Source organism: Pseudidiomarina planktonica (genome assembly GCF_900177775.1).
GTDB classification, from domain to species: Bacteria; Pseudomonadota; Gammaproteobacteria; order Enterobacterales; family Alteromonadaceae; genus Pseudidiomarina; species Pseudidiomarina planktonica.
On sequence record NZ_FXWH01000001.1, the window covers coordinates 1,739,620 to 1,756,597 of the forward strand.

The window sequence follows — 16,978 nt, forward strand, 5'->3', positions numbered from 1 at the left end:
AAAGCCCCCGTTGTAGTCATGCCAGGCAAGCATTGTTGACTTTCAGTGTAGTAGCTGTATCTAGCGCCTGACAATGTTTTCTGGCACACTGCCGCCAATGGTTTTATTGTTTTAACGTGCTGGAGTACCGGATGGTTCTTTTACTTGAATATCTGCCGATTATTTTATTCTTCATTTTTTATAAAGTGGCAGATATCTATGTAGCAACCGGAATACTCATGGCTGCTACGGTACTACAATTAGTGGGTCTACGCCTGTTACGCGAACCCTTAACCCCACGCCACTGGATTATTCTGGGTGTGGTGCTGGTTTTTGGGGCGGTAACACTGGCATTACGCGACGATTGGTTTATTAAAATTAAAGTGTCGATTGTTTACGTTGCTATTGCATTAATGATGGCTGGCGGCCTTATTCTGCGTAACAAAAGTCCCTTACAGTCCATGTTCGGTCAGGAAATTCAGTTACCTGAATTCGCCTGGCGCAAATTAACCTATGCCTGGGTTGTATTCTCACTGGCCATGGCAGCATTGAATTTGTATATTGCCGAATTTTGGTCGCAGGAAGCCTGGGTAAACTTTAAAGTGTTTGGTATTTTAGCGCTCACGCTAATTTTCACCGTATTTACCGGTGCTTATATGTTTAAACATCATACCGATCGTGACAAAGACACGGAGCAATTACCCTAATGTGGTTTGTATTCATGGCATCCGATAACGAAAATTCGCTGGAATTGCGCAAACAAACGCGCACTAAGCATATAGAGCGTCTGCAACAATTACGCCGTGAAGGGCGTCTGCTCGTAGCTGGACCTTGTCCAGCCATTGCCAGCGAAGAGCCGGGCGAAGCCGGGTTTACCGGATCAGTGATTATTGCTGAGTTTCCATCGCTTGGTGATGCCGAACAATGGGCTCAAGCAGATCCTTACCTTGAAGCTGGTGTTTATCAAGAGGTTGTTGTTAAACCTTTTATCAAAGCATTGCCATGAAGAGCACTGCTATGAAGAGCACTGCCATGACCAGCGCCACCATGGATACGAAGATCACGCAGTGCACTATTAGCACCCCAGCGGATCATCAGGTAGTTGCCACTCGTTACGAACCCGCCACGCCGCATACAGCAATTATAATTGCGCCGGCCATGGGCGTACCACAACGTTATTACGCCCCCGTTGCCGAATGGCTGGCAGCCAAAGGGTTTGCAGTACTTACCTTTGATTATTACGGCATGGGCCAATCGTCAGTTAACAAGCTGAGTAAGCTGTCTATCAACGTGCTCGACTGGGCACAGCAGGATTGCGTCGCCATACTCGATTTTGTTCATCAGCAGCACCCAGACTTGCCAATTAAGTGGTTGGCCCACAGTGTTGGCGGGCAGCTATTTGGCGCTCTGCCTAACCATCATCTGGTGGACAAAATGGTAACCGTAACCACGGGTAGCGGCTATTGGCTGGAGAACGCTCCGGCACTGAAGCGCAAAGCCTGGTTCCTGTGGTTCTTCATGGTGCCGGTTACTATTCCGATGTTCGGCTATTTCCCTGGCAAAAAGCTAAAAATGGTTGGTGACTTGCCGAAGAACGTGATGCTGCAGTGGCGCCGCTGGTGCCTGCATAAAGATTATCTGGTCGGCGTTGAGGGTGAGCCCCTGCGTAGTCAGTTTGCGGCCGTGAAGGTACCAATCACTTCGCTGTCAGTTACCGATGACGAGCTACTCTCAGCCCGCAATATAGAGTCGCTGCACAAGTTCTACCGATCGGCCCCACTACGTATGATCCGCATTGCTCCCGAAGATATCGGCGTTAAAAGAATCGGCCATTTTGGCTTTTTCCGCGAAGAATTTGCGTCGTCGTTATGGACTGATTACTTGCTTCCGGAACTCACCGGGCGCGCATAAAAAAAGCCATCAGGTTGCGCCTGATGGCTTGGTCTCTTTAGTTGTTAAATTCTTAAGCCAGAGTACGAATTAATTGCGCTGTATTACGGCGAATTAATCGAGCGCAGGCTAATCGACCTAACAACGCAACAATAATTGCACCTGCCACCGGTCCTACTAACCAGAAACGCCAATGCCATACGGCATCCATCTCAAATACCTGCGTTTGTAGTATTAACAAGGACAGCTCCATGGCCAGCGTGGCTATTAAGCCGCTGATCCCCCCTAATACCAGAAACTCGTAGGTAATACTTCGGCGCAGTAATTTCGCTGGCGCACCCAGAGTTCGCAGAATCACCAGCTCCTGTTGGCGTTCTTCCATGGACGCCTGTACCTGAGCCACTAACACCAAAGTACCGGCAATAATCACCAGGAACAGCACGAACGCTATGGCCAGGCTTACCTGACTAATTACTTCACGCAGTTGCGCCATCAAGGCATCTAAGTCGAGCAAAGACACCTGTGGAAAGTCTTTAAACAGCGCATTCAGCTCGCTTTTACGGCTTTGATCCAGGTGGAAGCTGGAAATATAAGTAGCCGGAAAGTCGGACAAAGTGGCCGGGTTAAAGATCATATAGAAGTTAGGTTGTAACGAGTTCCAGTTCACTTCACGAATACTGGTAACCGGTACCCGAAACACTTCGCCACCAATATTAAACTCAAGCTCATCGCCCAGTTTCATATCCATGCGCTCAGCAACCTGGGATTCCAGTGAAACTTGCGGCGTGGTGTCATCACCAAACCACTCGCCTTCAACCACCACATTATTCGGTGGCAGTTCGTTGCGCCAGGTTAAGGACAGCTCACGACCAAAGCCTTCACGTGCTTCACCTTCTTCTTCACGCTCACCTTCATCGGCATCGCGGTCTTCTTTGGTTACTTCATCACGCAATACTTCATCGTTAATGGCGGTAACACGACCCGGCACTATGGGATACATGTCGTTACTGACAATATCTTTTGCGGCAAAAGTTTCCTGTAGCTGCTCAACTTTCTCTTCCGCAACGTTCAGAATAAAGTAGTTCGGCGCGTTATCGGGCAACTGCTCTTGCCAGTCAGCCAGCAACTCGTTGCGCAATGCCAGTACTAACAACAGCAACATGATGGCCGTTGAAAAGCTAATCATCTGCACGCTATTAGCGCCAGCCCGGCGCTGCAAACCAGCCATAGCTAACCGCCAGGCACTACCCGCTTGCATGCCCGCTTTACGGCTCACGCCAATAAACAAGCGACCAATCAGTAGCAGTACTACCGCAGCACCGCCACCACCAGCGAACAACGCCGTAGATAGCAACCACTGCTGGCTGTACAGCACCAATAACAGATATACAGTACCGCCACATAACAGCCAGTGTAGCCAGCGAATATCTGCTGCACCCACCAGTTGTCGATGCAGTACCCGCAACGGCGGTACTTTAATTAACCGTAGCAGCGGATACAGCGTAAACATCACCGAGCTAAGTAAGCCGGTGGCGCTGGCAAGCGCGTAAGGTCGCCAGCCCGCTGCTGGCAATGTTGTATCTAACTGCGCGGCCACTAATTCGGTCACCTGCCACTGAATAAACCACCCCAGTAACAAGCCTATACCTATGCTGATTACCGTGAGCAGCAATAAATGCAGCGTAAATATCTTCTGAATTTGCGCTTTACTGCCGCCCAAGGTTTTCATAATGGCAACCACGTCGTAGTTGCGCTGACAGTAACGCTGTGCGGCAACCGCCACTGCCGTGGCTGCCAACACTACGCCCAGCAAACTTGCCAGCATCATAAAGCGTTCGGCTCTACGCAGTGACCGCGCCAAGGGTGCATCACCGTCATCAATGCTGCGCCAATTGTGGGTGTCATCATTTAGTTGCGGTAATAGCCAATCTTCATAACCGGCTATGGCATCGGCCTCGCCTGCATACAAAATGTTGTAGCGCACACGAGAGCCCGGCTGAATCAGGTTGGTGGCCGCTAAATCGGCATAATTAATAAGTACATTGGGACTGTCAGTGAACACCGAAAAGCCCACATCAGGCTCATAAGTGACCACTCTGGTAACGCGAAAGGCGCTGTCCCCCACTTCTATGGTGTCGCCAATATCCAGTTGTAGCGACTGAAACAAGGCAGAAGCCACCCAGGCTTCGCCGAGCGGTGGCACGCCATTGGTTACTTCACCTTCACCATAGGGCTCTGCTGCGGTCTCCAAATCCCCACGTAGCGGGTAACCTTCAGATACCGCTTTCACATCAACCAGGCCAAGCTCATCGCCAGCAAAGGCCATAGAATTGAATACTACCCGCCGAGCCGTTTGCAAATTGCGTTCGTGAGCTTCGGTCAACCAACTTTCGTTCACTTCCCGCCGCGAACTCAGTACTCGATCGGCTGCCAGAAATTCACTACTACGCGCCAGCAAACCTTCCTGCAAACGTTCACTGAATAGCGACAACGACAACACCGCCGTAACCGACAATACAATGGCCAACGCCATAATAGTCAATTCACCGCGGCGTAACTCCTGTAGTAATAAGCGTCGCGATATTTTAGGCCACATCGCGTTGCTCCTCGTTCAGGCGTCCTGCGTCCATGCGCAGAATACGCTGACAGCGTTTCGCAAGCTCGCCATCGTGGGTTACCATAATCAAGGTGGTGCCCGACTTCGCGTTCATATCAAACAATAAATCTTCCACGGTGTTACCCGTTTTCTTATCCAGGTTGCCGGTTGGCTCATCAGCAAAAAGAATCTTTGGCGTACCAATGAAGGCTCGCGCAATAGCCACCCGCTGCTGCTCACCACCAGATAATTGATTCGGGTAATGATGCAAGCGCTCAGACAAACCTACCTGGGCCAACAACTCCCGCGCTTCTTGCTCTGCGGTTTTGTGACCCGCCAGTTCTGCCGGTAACATCACGTTCTCTAACGCGGTTAAACTTGGGATCAGCAAAAACGACTGGAAGATAAAGCCGATCTTGTCGGCGCGCACTTTCGCACGCTGCTCTTCATCCAATTCGCTTAATTTTTCGTTATCTATAAGAACGTCTCCGGCACTAGAGAGGTCTAAACCTGCTAGTAACGACAACAAAGTTGACTTACCCGAGCCTGATGCGCCTACAATAGCAACGGTTTCACCGGCTGCTATTTGCATGTTGATGGGATGCAGGATTTGCAACTCGCCTTCGCTCGTGGTGACTTTCTTTTCTAATTGAGTGGTTTGAATAAGCATTTATGAAAAATTTCCTTGTCAAATTTTCAACAATAATTCTTTTGTTATTGGTTATACGTCCAGTTTCCGCAAATGTTTCACTTGTTGTTTTAGGTGATAGTCTCAGTGCGGGCTATGGCATGTCAAAATCCGTGAGCTGGGTCGGTATTCTTGAGCGCCGCTGGCAGGACACACAACCCGATGTTGAACTCGTTAATGCCAGCATTAGCGGTGAAACCACTCAAGGTGCTTTGCGTCGGTTACCCGGAGTTATTGAGCGCCACCAGCCTCAGGCTGTATTCGTTGAACTTGGTGGTAATGATGGACTGCGCGGCTTCTCACTTGCAACTGTTCGCGACAACCTGAACCAAATCATCGACCAGTTACAGCAACGCGATATTGTGGTGGGCTTAAGCCAAATTCAAATACCACCAAACTATGGCAAGCGATTTACCGAAATGTTCGCGGCTATGTATCCGGAGCTTGCAGAAGAAAATAATATCCGGCTAGTGCCATTTTTTATGGAACAGATAGCTGTTGATGCAGATTTAATGCAAAACGATGGGATTCATCCGAACGAACAGGCGCAGGAAACCATTGCCAATATCATGGAACCATTACTGTTGGAGTTAGTTGCCCAAGCAAGAAAGGAAAAATCTGAAGCTAGCTAAAAAGTGGCGTCCCCTAGGGGATTCGAACCCCTGTTACCGCCGTGAAAGGGCGATGTCCTAGGCCTCTAGACGAAGGGGACCCATAGACTTTTTCTAGCATTTTACACTTGCAGCGAGAAGAAATGGCGTCCCCTAGGGGATTCGAACCCCTGTTACCGCCGTGAAAGGGCGATGTCCTAGGCCTCTAGACGAAGGGGACGCTGTAATTCTCTGATAGTGTTGTTGAAATGGCGTCCCCTAGGGGATTCGAACCCCTGTTACCGCCGTGAAAGGGCGATGTCCTAGGCCTCTAGACGAAGGGGACGCAATCAACATTTGCTGTTAAAACAAGGAAACTTGGTGGAGCTAAGCGGGATCGAACCGCTGACCTCTTGCATGCCATGCAAGCGCTCTCCCAGCTGAGCTATAGCCCCACACATGGCCTGCTTCAGTGCTTAACAGCGGGGCGAATTCTATGGTGGTAGCCGCACATGTGTCAACCTTTTTTTGGCTTGTACAATGCGTTTGCTGAAATTTAAAGCAGTCTGTCGGGAAAAGCAGCTATTTCCTAACAATTCCCGACCAAACCAGCTATTCGCCATTCATATGATAAATACGTTCCACGCCCTCTTTATCGGATGCAGAAACCTTCATATCACGCACTAAACCATCTTCAATGCTGTACACCCAGCCATGAATCGTAAGTTCCTGACCACGCTCCCAGGCATTCTGAACTATGGTGGTTTTCACCAGATTCTTTACTTGCTCAATAACATTCAGTTCGCACAACCGGTTGTGGCGTTCGCGGCTGTCGGTTATCGTTTCTAGTTCTTTCTTGTGCTCACGATAAATATCTTTAATTGGGAATAACCAGTGGTCTACTAAACCATGTGAACAGGACTCAGTTGCCGCTTCAACGCCACCACAACCGTAGTGGCCAACAACCAAGATATGTTTCACCTTTAAGCTTTCAACTGCAAACTGTAATACCGATAAGCAGTTGAAGTCGGTTTGAATAACCTGATTAGCCACGTTGCGGTGAACAAAAAGTTCACCCGGCGCCATACCTACTACCTGATTCGCTGGAACCCGGCTGTCCGAGCAACCAATCCACAGGTATTCAGGTTTTTGTTGCGCTACTAAATCTTTAAAAAAGTTTGGATCTTCTTCCAACTGGCGTTTTGCCCAATTTCGATTATTTTCCAACATACTGTCAATTGTCGGCATCTCAATACTCCGTATTTATTGGTTCGCTTCGCGCGCCATAATAAACGCAAGTGCTAGATCAATACGTCGGACCACTTCGTCCTGTGAAATCAGTGCCAGGGTAGCATCCAGTGACGGTGAATTACCGCCACCAGTAGCCGCCACGCGCAATGGCATACCCACTTTGCCCATACCAACGTCAAGCGCCGCCGCCGTTTCCTGCAGCGCGTTCTGAATGGCTTCCGGCGTCCACTGGCTTAACGCACCTAAACGTTCCTGAGCGGCTTGCAATGGCTCCTTAGCAACTGGACGTAAGTGCTTTTTCGCCGCCGCTTCATCAAACTCGGTAAAGCTTTCATAAAAATACCGGCTGGTAGCAGCCATTTCTTTTAGAGTTTTAACCCGATCAGCCTGCAACCCTATCAACTGCTCCAGATGTGGGCCCTTGCTTACATCAATGCCCTGATCGTGCATGTGCCAGGCTAGGTACTCTGCCACTTCGGTAGCAGGTAAGGTTTTCATGTAATGTTGATTCAGCCAGTTCAGCTTTTCGGTGTTAAAGGCTGAGGCCGCTTTGTTCACTTCATCAAGCGAAAACAACTTAATCATTTCTTCGGTGCTAAAAATTTCCTGATCGCCATGCGACCAACCCAGGCGTACTAAATAATTCAAAACCGCCTTCGGCAAGTAACCGTCGTCACGATACTGCATAACACCTACAGCACCATGGCGCTTCGACAGCTTCTTGCCGTCGTCGCCCAGAATCATGGACACGTGTGCGTATTCCGGCACTGGTGCGCCCAGGGCTTTTAAAATATTAATCTGCCGCGGGGTGTTGTTCACATGATCTTCGCCACGCACCACATGTGTGATGTGCATATCCCAGTCATCCACCACCACACAGAAGTTGTAAGTTGGGGTGCCGTCACTGCGGGCAATAATCAAATCGTCCAACTCGGTGTTGGCAAATTCGATTGGCCCACGAATATGATCGTGAAACACTACGCTGCCCGTTTGCGGGTTGCGGAAACGAATCACATAGCGGTCACCACTGGCATTCGGGTTGTCACGGCAATGACCGTCGTAGCGAGGTTTTTCACCACGCGCCATTTGCTCTTCACGCATGGTTTCCAAACGCTCAGCACTGCAGTAGCACTTGTAAGCTTTGTCTTCTTTCAGCAGTAAATCGATAAGTTCCTGATACCGCTCAAAGCGCTGGCTTTGGTAGTAAGGACCCTCGTCCCAATCCAGTCCTAACCAATGCATTCCTTCCATAATGGCATCAATGGCTGGCTGGGTTGAGCGCTCACGGTCGGTATCTTCAATACGCAACACAAATTTGCCGCCCTGAGCCTTAGCTACTAACCAGGAATATAAGGCGGTGCGCGCACCACCAACATGTAAAAAGCCAGTTGGGCTTGGGGCAAAACGAGTAACTACAGTCATAATCAGTCCGATCTCCGCTCGAGCAATACACTGAGATTCAAAATCTCTGTAAACATAGCGGCAGTTTATCAGGTAGGTGCGCCGGGCGCATTATTCAGATAGGGTTTATCTGTGGCGGTGAGAATGAATTTCTTGCAAATAAGGTGGATTATTGGTGCTTTAGTGATGCTTTGGCGAAAAAGCCAGCAATTGAACTCTCATTTCACTTTTTTTATTGACAGTGGTTAGCTACGCCCTATAATACCGCCCCGCAACGACAGAGAAATAACGGATGGTTAGCTCAGTTGGGAGAGCACCGCCCTTACAAGGCGGGGGTCACTGGTTCAAGCCCAGTACCATCCACCACGTTGCCCTGCACTACCTGATTTATACCGAATACCTGGATGGTTAGCTCAGTTGGGAGAGCACCGCCCTTACAAGGCGGGGGTCACTGGTTCAAGCCCAGTACCATCCACCACTTCCCCTAAGTTTTATCGCAAAATTTCAATTACGAACTGCAATAACTAACCATTAATTGCTGGTACCTTCGCCAATGGCGAGAATTGTATAAATACCAACCCGCCCAGCACCAAATCATCACCATAATAGCTTTTGCAGACGCGAATTCAGGCCAGCGTGAGCTAATTAAACCCAGCAACACGATGCCGTCCAGTATCCATCCCAACCACAGCATGACCGGCACTTTGCGCCAACCACTAAGTACCCAGGGTTGGCAGTCGGGCTTCATAAAAAACGTTAAGATCAGAACCGCCAGTGCCGGTACGCCAGCCAGCAAGGTTAAAAAAAACTGCTCGGTGTTGTTGTAAAAGAAACCCAATAACTTACTGCGATCGTCACTGAAGGTTAACGATACTGTCCAGGCTGCATAACCACGTAACAAGAACAGTAGCACCAACATAATGCCGATAGGATGCCGCGGTTTCCCATCGCCATCCAGATAACGTTCATCACCCGGTTGCAACATGTCGCTTAACCGCTCCGCTTCACTTGCTCACGCAATTGTGCAACCCGATCGCGTAGTCTACCTGCTTCCTCGAACTCTAAGTTCTGTGCGGCCTTGTACATGGCTTTTTCGGTTTGCTGTAACTCTTTTAACAGCTCTTTTGGATCCAGCACCGGCTCGGCCAGATAACCGCCCTGCCCGCTGGCAATTTGACTAATGGCTGAGTCTTTCGCGCCTTTCTTAGAGCGACTGCCACCCATGTCCATTACGTCGGTAATACGCTTCTGCAAACCTTTCGGGGTAATACCATGCTTTTCATTGTAAGCAATTTGCTTGTCGCGACGACGGTCGGTTTCGTCCATAGCGCGCTGCATAGAACCAGTAATTCTGTCGGCGTATAAAATGGCGCGGCCGTTCAGGTTACGCGCAGCCCGGCCCATGGTCTGAATAAGTGCCCGATCGGAGCGCAGGAAGCCCTCTTTATCGGCATCCAAAATGGCCACCAGTGACACTTCCGGCATGTCCAGGCCTTCCCGCAGCAGGTTAATACCTACCAGTACGTCGAAGTTACCCAGCCGCAAGTCGCGAATAATTTCCATGCGCTCGACGGTGTCTATGTCAGAGTGCAGGTAACGCACGCGAATACCATGCTCGTCCAGATAGTCGCTTAAATCCTCTGCCATTTTTTTCGTTAAGGTAGTTGCCAGCACCCGCTCGTTGCGCTCAACCCGCATACGAACTTCCGACATTAGATCATCAACCTGAGTCGCTACCGGACGCACTTCAATAGTAGGGTCTAACAAACCAGTTGGACGCACCACTTGCTCAATCACATCACCACCACATTTCTCCAGCTCGAACTTACCTGGAGTTGCTGACACGTAAAGGGTTTGCGGCGCTATGGCTTCAAATTCATCAAACTTCAACGGCCGGTTATCCAGCGCAGACGGCAACCGGAAACCGTAGTTCACCAGGTTTTCTTTACGAGATCTGTCGCCTTTATACATAGCGCCAATTTGCGAAACCGTCACGTGCGACTCGTCAATGATCAGTAAAGCATCGTCGGGCAAGTAATCCATTAAAGTTGGCGGTGGTTCGCCGGGCGCACGGCCCGACAAATAACGGGAGTAGTTTTCAATGCCCGAGCAGTAGCCCAGCTCCAGCATCATTTCGATATCAAATTGGGTGCGCTGTGAAATGCGCTGCTCTTCAATCAGTTTGTTGGTATCCAACAGGTGTTGCTTACGTTCTTTCAGCTCTACTTTGATCTTTTCAACGGCATCCAGAAGTTTGTCGCGGGGCGTTACATAGTGCGTTTTGGGATACACAGTGGCGCGCGCCACGTCCGCATCTGTTACTTGCCCGGTTAAGGGTTCGAAGAAGCTAATGCGGTCAATTTCGTTGTCGAACATTTCAACCCGAATGGCCATTTTCTCTGATTCAGCCGGGAATATGTCAATCACTTCGCCGCGCACCCGGTAGGTACCGCGCTCGAACGCAGCATCATTGCGTTTGTACTGCAATTGCGCCAGCCGGCGCAGTACATCACGCTGATCCAGAATATCGCCGCGGCGCAGGTGCAGCATCATACTCATGTATGAATCGGGGTCACCCAAACCATAAATACAAGAAACCGAGGCAATCAGCACTACGTCGCGTCGCTCCAACAGCGCTTTGGTTGCCGACAACCGCATCTGCTCAATGTGTTCATTAATAGACGCGTCTTTTTCAATAAAAGTGTCAGTGGTAGGCACATAGGCTTCTGGCTGATAGTAGTCGTAGTAAGAAACGAAATACTCCACCGCATTTTTCGGAAAGAACTCTTTCATTTCGCCATACAACTGCGCTGCCAGCGTTTTATTGTGCGCCAGTATCAACGTAGGCCGTTGCACCTTTTCAATCACATTGGCCATGGTAAAAGTTTTACCCGAGCCAGTAACACCAAGCAGGGTTTGATGGGCAAGCCCGGACTCAAGATTGTCCACAATGGCGCTAATAGCCTGTGGTTGATCCCCGGCTGGAGAAAAATCGGATGCTAACTCAAAACGACGTGTCATGCGGAACGCTTCTCCTCTGCCAAGGTGTGCTGAAACCATAGATAAGCGATAGTAGCCGTGATTACATTGGCAACCACGCCGCCTATAAACAGCCCGGGAATATCGGCAATAATTGACCCCAGGTACGATATCGGAACAAAAAATACGAATAATCGAATAATACTTAACCACAGCGCCTGCATAGGTTTATGTAGCGCATTAAAACTGGAGTTGGTAAGAATAATCCAACCCTGTAATCCGTAAGCCAGTGGCATAATGTAAATAAACAGCACTACAATGTCGGCAACTTCCTGCTCCTGCGCGAACACATTGGCTATTGGGCGCGCAAATACGACCAGCAGCACGTATATTCCAGCCTGAATCCACAGCACACTTTTCAGTGCAACTTTATAAGCATCAGCCACCCGCGTCATACGATCGGCACCCATGTTCTGACTAATCAACGGTGGTAGCGACATCGACAACGATAAAATAATAATACTCGCCAGCGACTCCAGCCGGGTTCCTACTCCAAATGCCGCCACCGCAGGCGCACCGTAGCCAGCAATAATAGCTGTCATTACCGCCATAGCCAGAGGCGTGAGCATATTTGCGCTAGCCGCCGGCAAACCAATGCGCAATACCTGCGCCATTGAGCGCATGATATGCGCATTCGCTGGAGCCACCAGGCTTAGCAACTGCTTCCGATTCAAGTAAGCCAACACCAAAATCACGCCGATGCTCCAGGCCAACACGCTAGCAATAGCGGCGCCTTCAATGCCGTAACCCGGCACTGGCCCCCAACCAAATATAAATAACGGATCAAACAAGGCGTTCAGCAAACCACCCGAAGCCATAATAAAGGCTGGCGAACGGGTATCACCTGAGGCTCGTAAAATAGAATTCCCAATCATCGGAATAACTAACAGCACCGCACCGGCGTACCACCAGGTCATGTAGCTACGAATATAAGGCATGAGTTCTTGCTGGGCTTTTAACAGCGAAAAAATAGGATCTATGAACAAATATCCAATAAATGCCAAAGCGCCTACCAGGCACGCCGACAACAACAGTGCACAACTGCCATCAAAACGAGCTTCGTTGGTATGGTTGGCGCCCAATTTTCGGGCGATGACAGCGGATGTACCGATCCCCAAACCAATGGTTAAACTAATAACAGTGAAGGTAACCGGAAAGGTAAAACTGATAGCAGCAAGCTGCTCAGTACCAAGCAAGCCCACAAAAAAAGTATCGACAACATTAAAGCTAATTAGCGTTGCAATGCCCAGCACCATTGGCCATGTCATACGCCACAAAACTTTACCTATAGGGTCATTGAGCATCGCTTGGGAAGCAACTGCAGTAGACATCGGTACCTCGTTGGAGTTGAAAGCATGACACGCAAAGCCAAGTGCTGGCGAACACGTTTGACAAGCAGCACAGTCTACCTAAATTAGCTTAATAAGACCACGCCGATAAGCAGAACCACAGTCGCGCTGATGGACATTTTACCCACAAATTCTTATAGTATGTGCTCTTCTAAATCGATCACAGGATGCGCTCGTGGATTACCAACTCTCTCACCGTGTTAATGCTATTCAGCCTTCGCCCACTCTGGCAGTTTCTCAAAAGGCAGCTGAACTAAAAGCAGCCGGCAAAGACGTTATCGGGCTGGGCGTGGGTGAGCCTGATTTTGATACCCCGGAGTTCATCAAAACCGCGGCCAAAAAAGCTATTGACGATGGCCACACCAAATACACTGCGGTAGATGGTATTAAAGAACTTAAAGAAGCTGTGGTTGCCAAGTTTAAACGTGACAACCAATTGACGTACAGTAACGACGAGATTCTGATTTCCGCCGGTGGTAAACACAGTATTTATAATTTGCTAACCGCCTGGCTAGACAGTGACGACGAAGTAGTTATTCCCGCACCTTACTGGGTATCTTATCCAGATATGGTGAAACTGGTGGGTGCTAAGCCAGTTATTGTTGGGGCTGGTATTGAACAGCGTTACAAAATCACTCCGCAACAACTGGACGATGCCATTACCCCAGCCACTAAACTGATGTTCATTAACAGTCCATCAAACCCAGCCGGCACCGCATACACTGCCGACGAACTGAAAGGTCTGGCTGAGGTGCTGCGTAAGCACCCGCGCGTGCTGGTAGCTACCGATGATATGTACGAACACATACTGTGGAACAAAAATGACTTTGCCAATCTGGCAATGGTGGCGCCTGATCTTCGTGATCGCATTGTGATATTAAGCGGTGTTTCGAAAGCTTACGCCATGACCGGCTGGCGTATTGGTTATGCCGCTGGCCCGAAGAAAATTATTGCGGCCATGAAAAAAGTACAGTCACAGAGCACGTCGAATCCAACCAGTATTAGTCAGTATGCCGCATTGGCAGCACTGAACGGTGATCAATCCTGCATTGATACCATGGTGTCGGCATTTAAACAGCGCCACGATTACCTGGTAGAAGCACTGAACACCATTGATGGTATTCGTTGTGTGGCTGGTGATGGCACTTTTTATACCTTTGCCAACATTAGTGACCTCATGCGCAAAGCTAAGGTGGAAACTGACGTTGAGTTGTGTGAAAAATTGCTGAATGACGTAGGCGTTGCCTTGGTTCCGGGCTCAGCCTTTGGTACAGATGAGCACTGCCGACTGTCGTTTGCCACTGATTTAGATACATTAAAAGAAGCTGTTGCACGTATTCGCAAGTTTGCCGACAAGCTTTAACGACAGCTAAACCATCAAAAACGGGCGTCTATTGCTGTTTTAAGCGGCAATGGACGTTTTTTTTGTAAAAATTTCGAACTAAGCGCGTTATATATCCAAATTCAAGGCGTTATTTGTGTGACAAACTTGTTACTTTCGTAACTAACTGATTGTTCCAGCCTAGTTTCGGGTTGGCTCCAAAAGGCAAGTAAAGAAAGCGAAATGTTATCGAAAAATTTCACTATCGAGCTCATTATTGGTCTAAAAATTGCTCTAATTCATTAAGAAATGCACAGATTTGTGAATGCAAGGAAAATACTTTTTTTCTTGAGAAAAGAAAATCATGTCATTCACCGCAAAAATTACAAGCCATTGTTTTTAATGCATTTATTTTTATAGAACCATTTTTTGACCAGCTGCGACACGGCTCTGAACCGCTTGATTTTATTGGTCACTCACAGTTTTTCCCACAGGGTTATCCACAGATTCCGTGGATAAGATCTGTAAAGCTATGAAACACGGGACTTCTGCGCCGCTGTGGATAACAGTGAAATGCCGTTAACATATCATTTGATATAGCTGCAGTTATGACACTTGCTTGACATTGTTCACAGACACTGTCCGCCCCCTTTCCAGTTACCAAGACGCTTTTTTCAGATATTCTCAGCGGCTCAGAATTCACCAGGACGACACCTCGCCAAGTCCTTTTATTACAGGCTTTATGGCGAATATCGCAGCCACTGTCGATAAAAGCAGCAAACAACATTTTTAGTATTGACAGTTTCCGGCCGTACCTTTAACATTCGCCACCGTTATCGCAAGTGTTCCCCAGTAGCTCAGTTGGTTAGAGCGGTGGACTGTTAATCCATGTGTCGTTGGTTCGAATCCAACCTGGGGAGCCAACGCTTGTGACAACCCTCTTAATTCAATTCCCCAGTAGCTCAGTTGGTTAGAGCGGTGGACTGTTAATCCATGTGTCGTTGGTTCGAATCCAACCTGGGGAGCCATTAAGCTCCAATTCCGTTTTATCGCTGACTCGCTTCTGAAAACCTACTTCATTCGTATTTAATCTACATTGCTGCCACAGCACATCACTTAATTCCTTAATTGGCGTTGTTGCACCTGCCGCAATCCATTTTGCTAAAGCACTGGCTACATCCGGCCATTCACACTGCACTGCCGAACTCATAGTTAGAAATTCAGCCACCGCTTCCGTTGATAACTTCGTCATTACCGCAGCAAGCTTTGCGCTTTGCAACGCATGGGCGTTCACCTGCTGTTCAAACTGTCCATGCAATGGTTTAACCAGCAGCTTTTTACCCAGCGCCAGTGCTTCACTGGTGGTTTCAAAGCCGGCATTGGCAATAACACCTGAGCTATTACGCATGGCTTCTGCAAAGCCGTTACGCGACGGTGGGAAGTAAGAAATATGCCCCACGTCTTCTCGCTTCACCTGCGGATGAAACACCTTAAATTTTTGTTGCGGGAATGCCGTTAGTAGTTGCCGCACCGCAGCTAAGCTCTCAAACGGCAAATACACCAGAATAGCTTCCTCAGTAGCTGCGACTGACTCATTCCCGCGCTGATGAATCACCGGCGGTAGCAAATTATCGTGCAAGCGCTGCCAGTGCATGCCAACCACATCGCTAACCGGCACGAATTGTTTCAGTAGTTGGCGTTGCAGCAGAGTTACCGGCAACTGTGCATGCTTGTGGTAGAACGCAAACTGGCGACCAATACCAATGCAGCGCTTGCCCTGCTTGCGGGCAGCCCAGGCTGTTATAGGTTCAAAGTCCGACAGCACCAAATCATAGTCGTCCAGACGCAACTCACGCACTGACTGTTTAAACTGCGCCCAATCGTTTTTACGCAAGGTGTCTACTAACCTGACCTTGCCGTCGCGAACCTGAAAGGTCAGCCCGGGTTGCCATTGCCAGTTCCCAAAAACCTCCATGTCGAACAAAGCTTCGCGCGCTCTTCCACTAATTAGAAAGTCGGCTTCAACCTGTTCAGCACGCAGTGCTTCTGCCAGCGCACTACAGCGACTCAAGTGACCATTGCCGGTGCCCTGAACTCCAATTAAAACTCGCATTTACCACCATCCCGCTGTTTGAACTAAAATAAGTGCCGCTAACGCCGAGCCTAATAAAGCACCGGCAAGTATATCGGTTGGAAAATGAACCCCCAGTAACACGCGCGACAGCCCTACCAAGGCGGCCCAGGTATAAACCAATGGCCCCAAACTAGGCATGAAATTCGCCCATAGGCCGGCGAACATAAAGGCAGCTGTCGTATGACCGGAGGGAAAACTGAAGGTATCGTGAGCAATAATTTGTGACTTGAAGCGAGGAATACGTTGGTAAGGTCGCTGTCGACGCAGCGTATTTTTTAATAACCAGTACAACGGAAGTTCAAGTAAAAAGCCGAATAACAAAGTGACTGACAATATTGCGGCGTCGGGGTCTTGTAACAGCAGTGCCGCTACGCAGGCTAGAATGTAACCGTAACCGTCACCGGTACGAGACAGCCAGCGCGGCCATTGGCGGCACCAACGCTGTGCCTGTTTGGTGCTTAACAGGAAGAACGTTTGTTCGTCCCAGCTCTGTATTCGTCCAAGCCACTTTATGTGCATAAGAGAATCCCCGATCCTCGTTGCAGTAAAGGCTACCTTAGAGCCTAAAAATGACAGTTATGCGACAGATTAGTGAAGGTTCAAAGAAGGTTTCAGTAAGCGCAGCTCCCAAAAACACCGTTTTTTTCGAAAAAACCTGAATAAGCCTACCTTTAGTCGGTTGTTTAACGCGCCCGAAAAACTGATAATAGGCGCATACAAACATCATTCTTGCAGTGCTT

13 protein-coding genes, 8 tRNA genes and 1 pseudogene are annotated in these 16,978 nt (G+C 49.0%); 9 read left to right on the plus strand and 13 right to left on the minus strand.

Annotated elements, in window-relative coordinates; all coding sequences use genetic code 11:
• Window positions 1–131 precede the first annotated feature (131 nt).
• From ispZ to CCE91_RS08215, 3 genes are read left to right on the plus strand one after another with little or no spacing between them, the layout of a single operon-like run.
• A complete protein-coding gene (gene ispZ, locus CCE91_RS08205; protein ID WP_086434692.1) occupies window positions 132–686 on the plus strand; it encodes a septation protein IspZ in 555 nt (184 codons plus the stop codon).
• A complete protein-coding gene (locus CCE91_RS08210) occupies window positions 686–985 on the plus strand; it encodes a YciI family protein (protein WP_086434693.1) in 300 nt (99 codons plus the stop codon). The genes ispZ and CCE91_RS08210 overlap by 1 nt, the downstream gene beginning before the upstream one ends.
• An 11-nt stretch (window positions 986–996) precedes the next feature.
• A complete protein-coding gene (locus CCE91_RS08215; RefSeq protein WP_198677967.1) occupies window positions 997–1,890 on the plus strand; it encodes an alpha/beta hydrolase family protein in 894 nt (297 codons plus the stop codon).
• A gap of 52 nt (window positions 1,891–1,942) precedes the next feature.
• Here CCE91_RS08215 and CCE91_RS08220 read toward each other — a convergent pair whose 3' ends face one another.
• Entirely contained in the window at window positions 1,943–4,465 is a 2,523-nt protein-coding gene (locus CCE91_RS08220) for an ABC transporter permease (RefSeq protein WP_086434694.1), read from the minus strand.
• Window positions 4,455–5,135: an ABC transporter ATP-binding protein gene (locus CCE91_RS08225; RefSeq protein WP_086434695.1), complete on the minus strand. Its 681-nt coding sequence runs from the start codon at window positions 5,133–5,135 to the stop codon at window positions 4,455–4,457. Before CCE91_RS08225 ends, CCE91_RS08220 begins: the two co-directional genes overlap by 11 nt.
• Before the next feature lie 2 nt (window positions 5,136–5,137).
• Between CCE91_RS08225 and CCE91_RS08230 the strand changes: the two genes are divergently transcribed.
• Window positions 5,138–5,785 (plus strand): arylesterase, encoded by a 648-nt coding sequence (locus CCE91_RS08230; RefSeq protein WP_086434696.1) that lies wholly within the window; start codon window positions 5,138–5,140, stop codon window positions 5,783–5,785.
• Window positions 5,786–5,789: 4 nt separating this feature from the next.
• Here the strand turns inward: CCE91_RS08230 and CCE91_RS08235 are convergent.
• The 6 genes from CCE91_RS08235 to gltX all read right to left on the minus strand — a co-directional run bounded on the left by CCE91_RS08235 (window position 5,790) and on the right by gltX (window position 8,416).
• A tRNA-Glu gene (locus CCE91_RS08235) sits at window positions 5,790–5,865 on the minus strand.
• Between the two features lie 43 nt (window positions 5,866–5,908).
• Window positions 5,909–5,984: transfer RNA gene (locus CCE91_RS08240), tRNA-Glu, on the minus strand.
• 29 nt (window positions 5,985–6,013) lie between these two features.
• Window positions 6,014–6,089 (minus strand) — tRNA-Glu (locus tag CCE91_RS08245).
• 33 nt (window positions 6,090–6,122) lie between these two features.
• A tRNA-Ala gene (locus CCE91_RS08250) sits at window positions 6,123–6,198 on the minus strand.
• 157 nt (window positions 6,199–6,355) lie between these two features.
• A complete protein-coding gene (gene can / locus CCE91_RS08255; protein ID WP_086434697.1) occupies window positions 6,356–6,991 on the minus strand; it encodes a carbonate dehydratase in 636 nt (211 codons plus the stop codon).
• A gap of 15 nt (window positions 6,992–7,006) precedes the next feature.
• Window positions 7,007–8,416 carry a glutamate--tRNA ligase gene (gltX, locus tag CCE91_RS08260; RefSeq protein WP_086434698.1) on the minus strand — a complete coding sequence of 470 codons (1,410 nt, stop codon included), beginning with the start codon at window positions 8,414–8,416 and terminating at the stop codon, window positions 7,007–7,009.
• Window positions 8,417–8,685: 269 nt separating this feature from the next.
• On the opposite strand from gltX, the gene CCE91_RS08265 reads away from it, so the two are divergent.
• Window positions 8,686–8,761: transfer RNA gene (locus tag CCE91_RS08265), tRNA-Val, on the plus strand.
• 36 nt (window positions 8,762–8,797) lie between these two features.
• A tRNA-Val gene (locus CCE91_RS08270) sits at window positions 8,798–8,873 on the plus strand.
• 30 nt (window positions 8,874–8,903) lie between these two features.
• Here CCE91_RS08270 and CCE91_RS08275 read toward each other — a convergent pair.
• Genes CCE91_RS08275 through CCE91_RS08285 form a run of 3 tightly spaced genes read right to left on the minus strand, consistent with a single transcriptional unit; the run spans window position 8,904 to window position 12,765 of the window.
• Window positions 8,904–9,380 carry a DUF2919 family protein gene (locus tag CCE91_RS08275; protein WP_086434699.1) on the minus strand — a complete coding sequence of 159 codons (477 nt, stop codon included), beginning with the start codon at window positions 9,378–9,380 and terminating at the stop codon, window positions 8,904–8,906.
• A 5-nt stretch (window positions 9,381–9,385) separates the two neighbouring features.
• Window positions 9,386–11,416 (minus strand): excinuclease ABC subunit UvrB, encoded by a 2,031-nt coding sequence (gene uvrB, locus CCE91_RS08280; protein WP_086434700.1) that lies wholly within the window; start codon window positions 11,414–11,416, stop codon window positions 9,386–9,388.
• Entirely contained in the window at window positions 11,413–12,765 is a 1,353-nt protein-coding gene (locus tag CCE91_RS08285) for an MATE family efflux transporter (protein ID WP_086434701.1), read from the minus strand. The genes uvrB and CCE91_RS08285 overlap by 4 nt, the downstream gene beginning before the upstream one ends.
• A 193-nt stretch (window positions 12,766–12,958) precedes the next feature.
• Between CCE91_RS08285 and CCE91_RS08290 the strand changes: the two genes are divergently transcribed.
• The 3 genes from CCE91_RS08290 (at window position 12,959) to CCE91_RS08300 (ending at window position 15,132) form a co-directional block, all read left to right on the plus strand.
• Complete coding sequence (locus CCE91_RS08290; RefSeq protein ID WP_086434702.1) at window positions 12,959–14,146, plus strand: pyridoxal phosphate-dependent aminotransferase; 1,188 nt, start codon at window positions 12,959–12,961, stop codon at window positions 14,144–14,146.
• A gap of 804 nt (window positions 14,147–14,950) precedes the next feature.
• Window positions 14,951–15,027 (plus strand) — tRNA-Asn (locus CCE91_RS08295).
• A 28-nt stretch (window positions 15,028–15,055) separates the two neighbouring features.
• Window positions 15,056–15,132: transfer RNA gene (locus CCE91_RS08300), tRNA-Asn, on the plus strand.
• Between the two features lie 188 nt (window positions 15,133–15,320).
• Here CCE91_RS08300 and CCE91_RS12410 read toward each other — a convergent pair.
• Together CCE91_RS12410 and CCE91_RS08310 are read right to left on the minus strand one after the other, a co-directional pair.
• Window positions 15,321–16,217: pseudogene (locus CCE91_RS12410) on the minus strand (MJ1255/VC2487 family glycosyltransferase); the annotation flags it as partial.
• The gene (locus tag CCE91_RS08310) at window positions 16,218–16,757 is read right to left on the minus strand and encodes a phosphatase PAP2 family protein (RefSeq protein WP_086434703.1); all 540 of its coding nucleotides are present in this window, start codon (window positions 16,755–16,757) and stop codon (window positions 16,218–16,220) included.
• Window positions 16,758–16,978 lie beyond the last annotated feature (221 nt).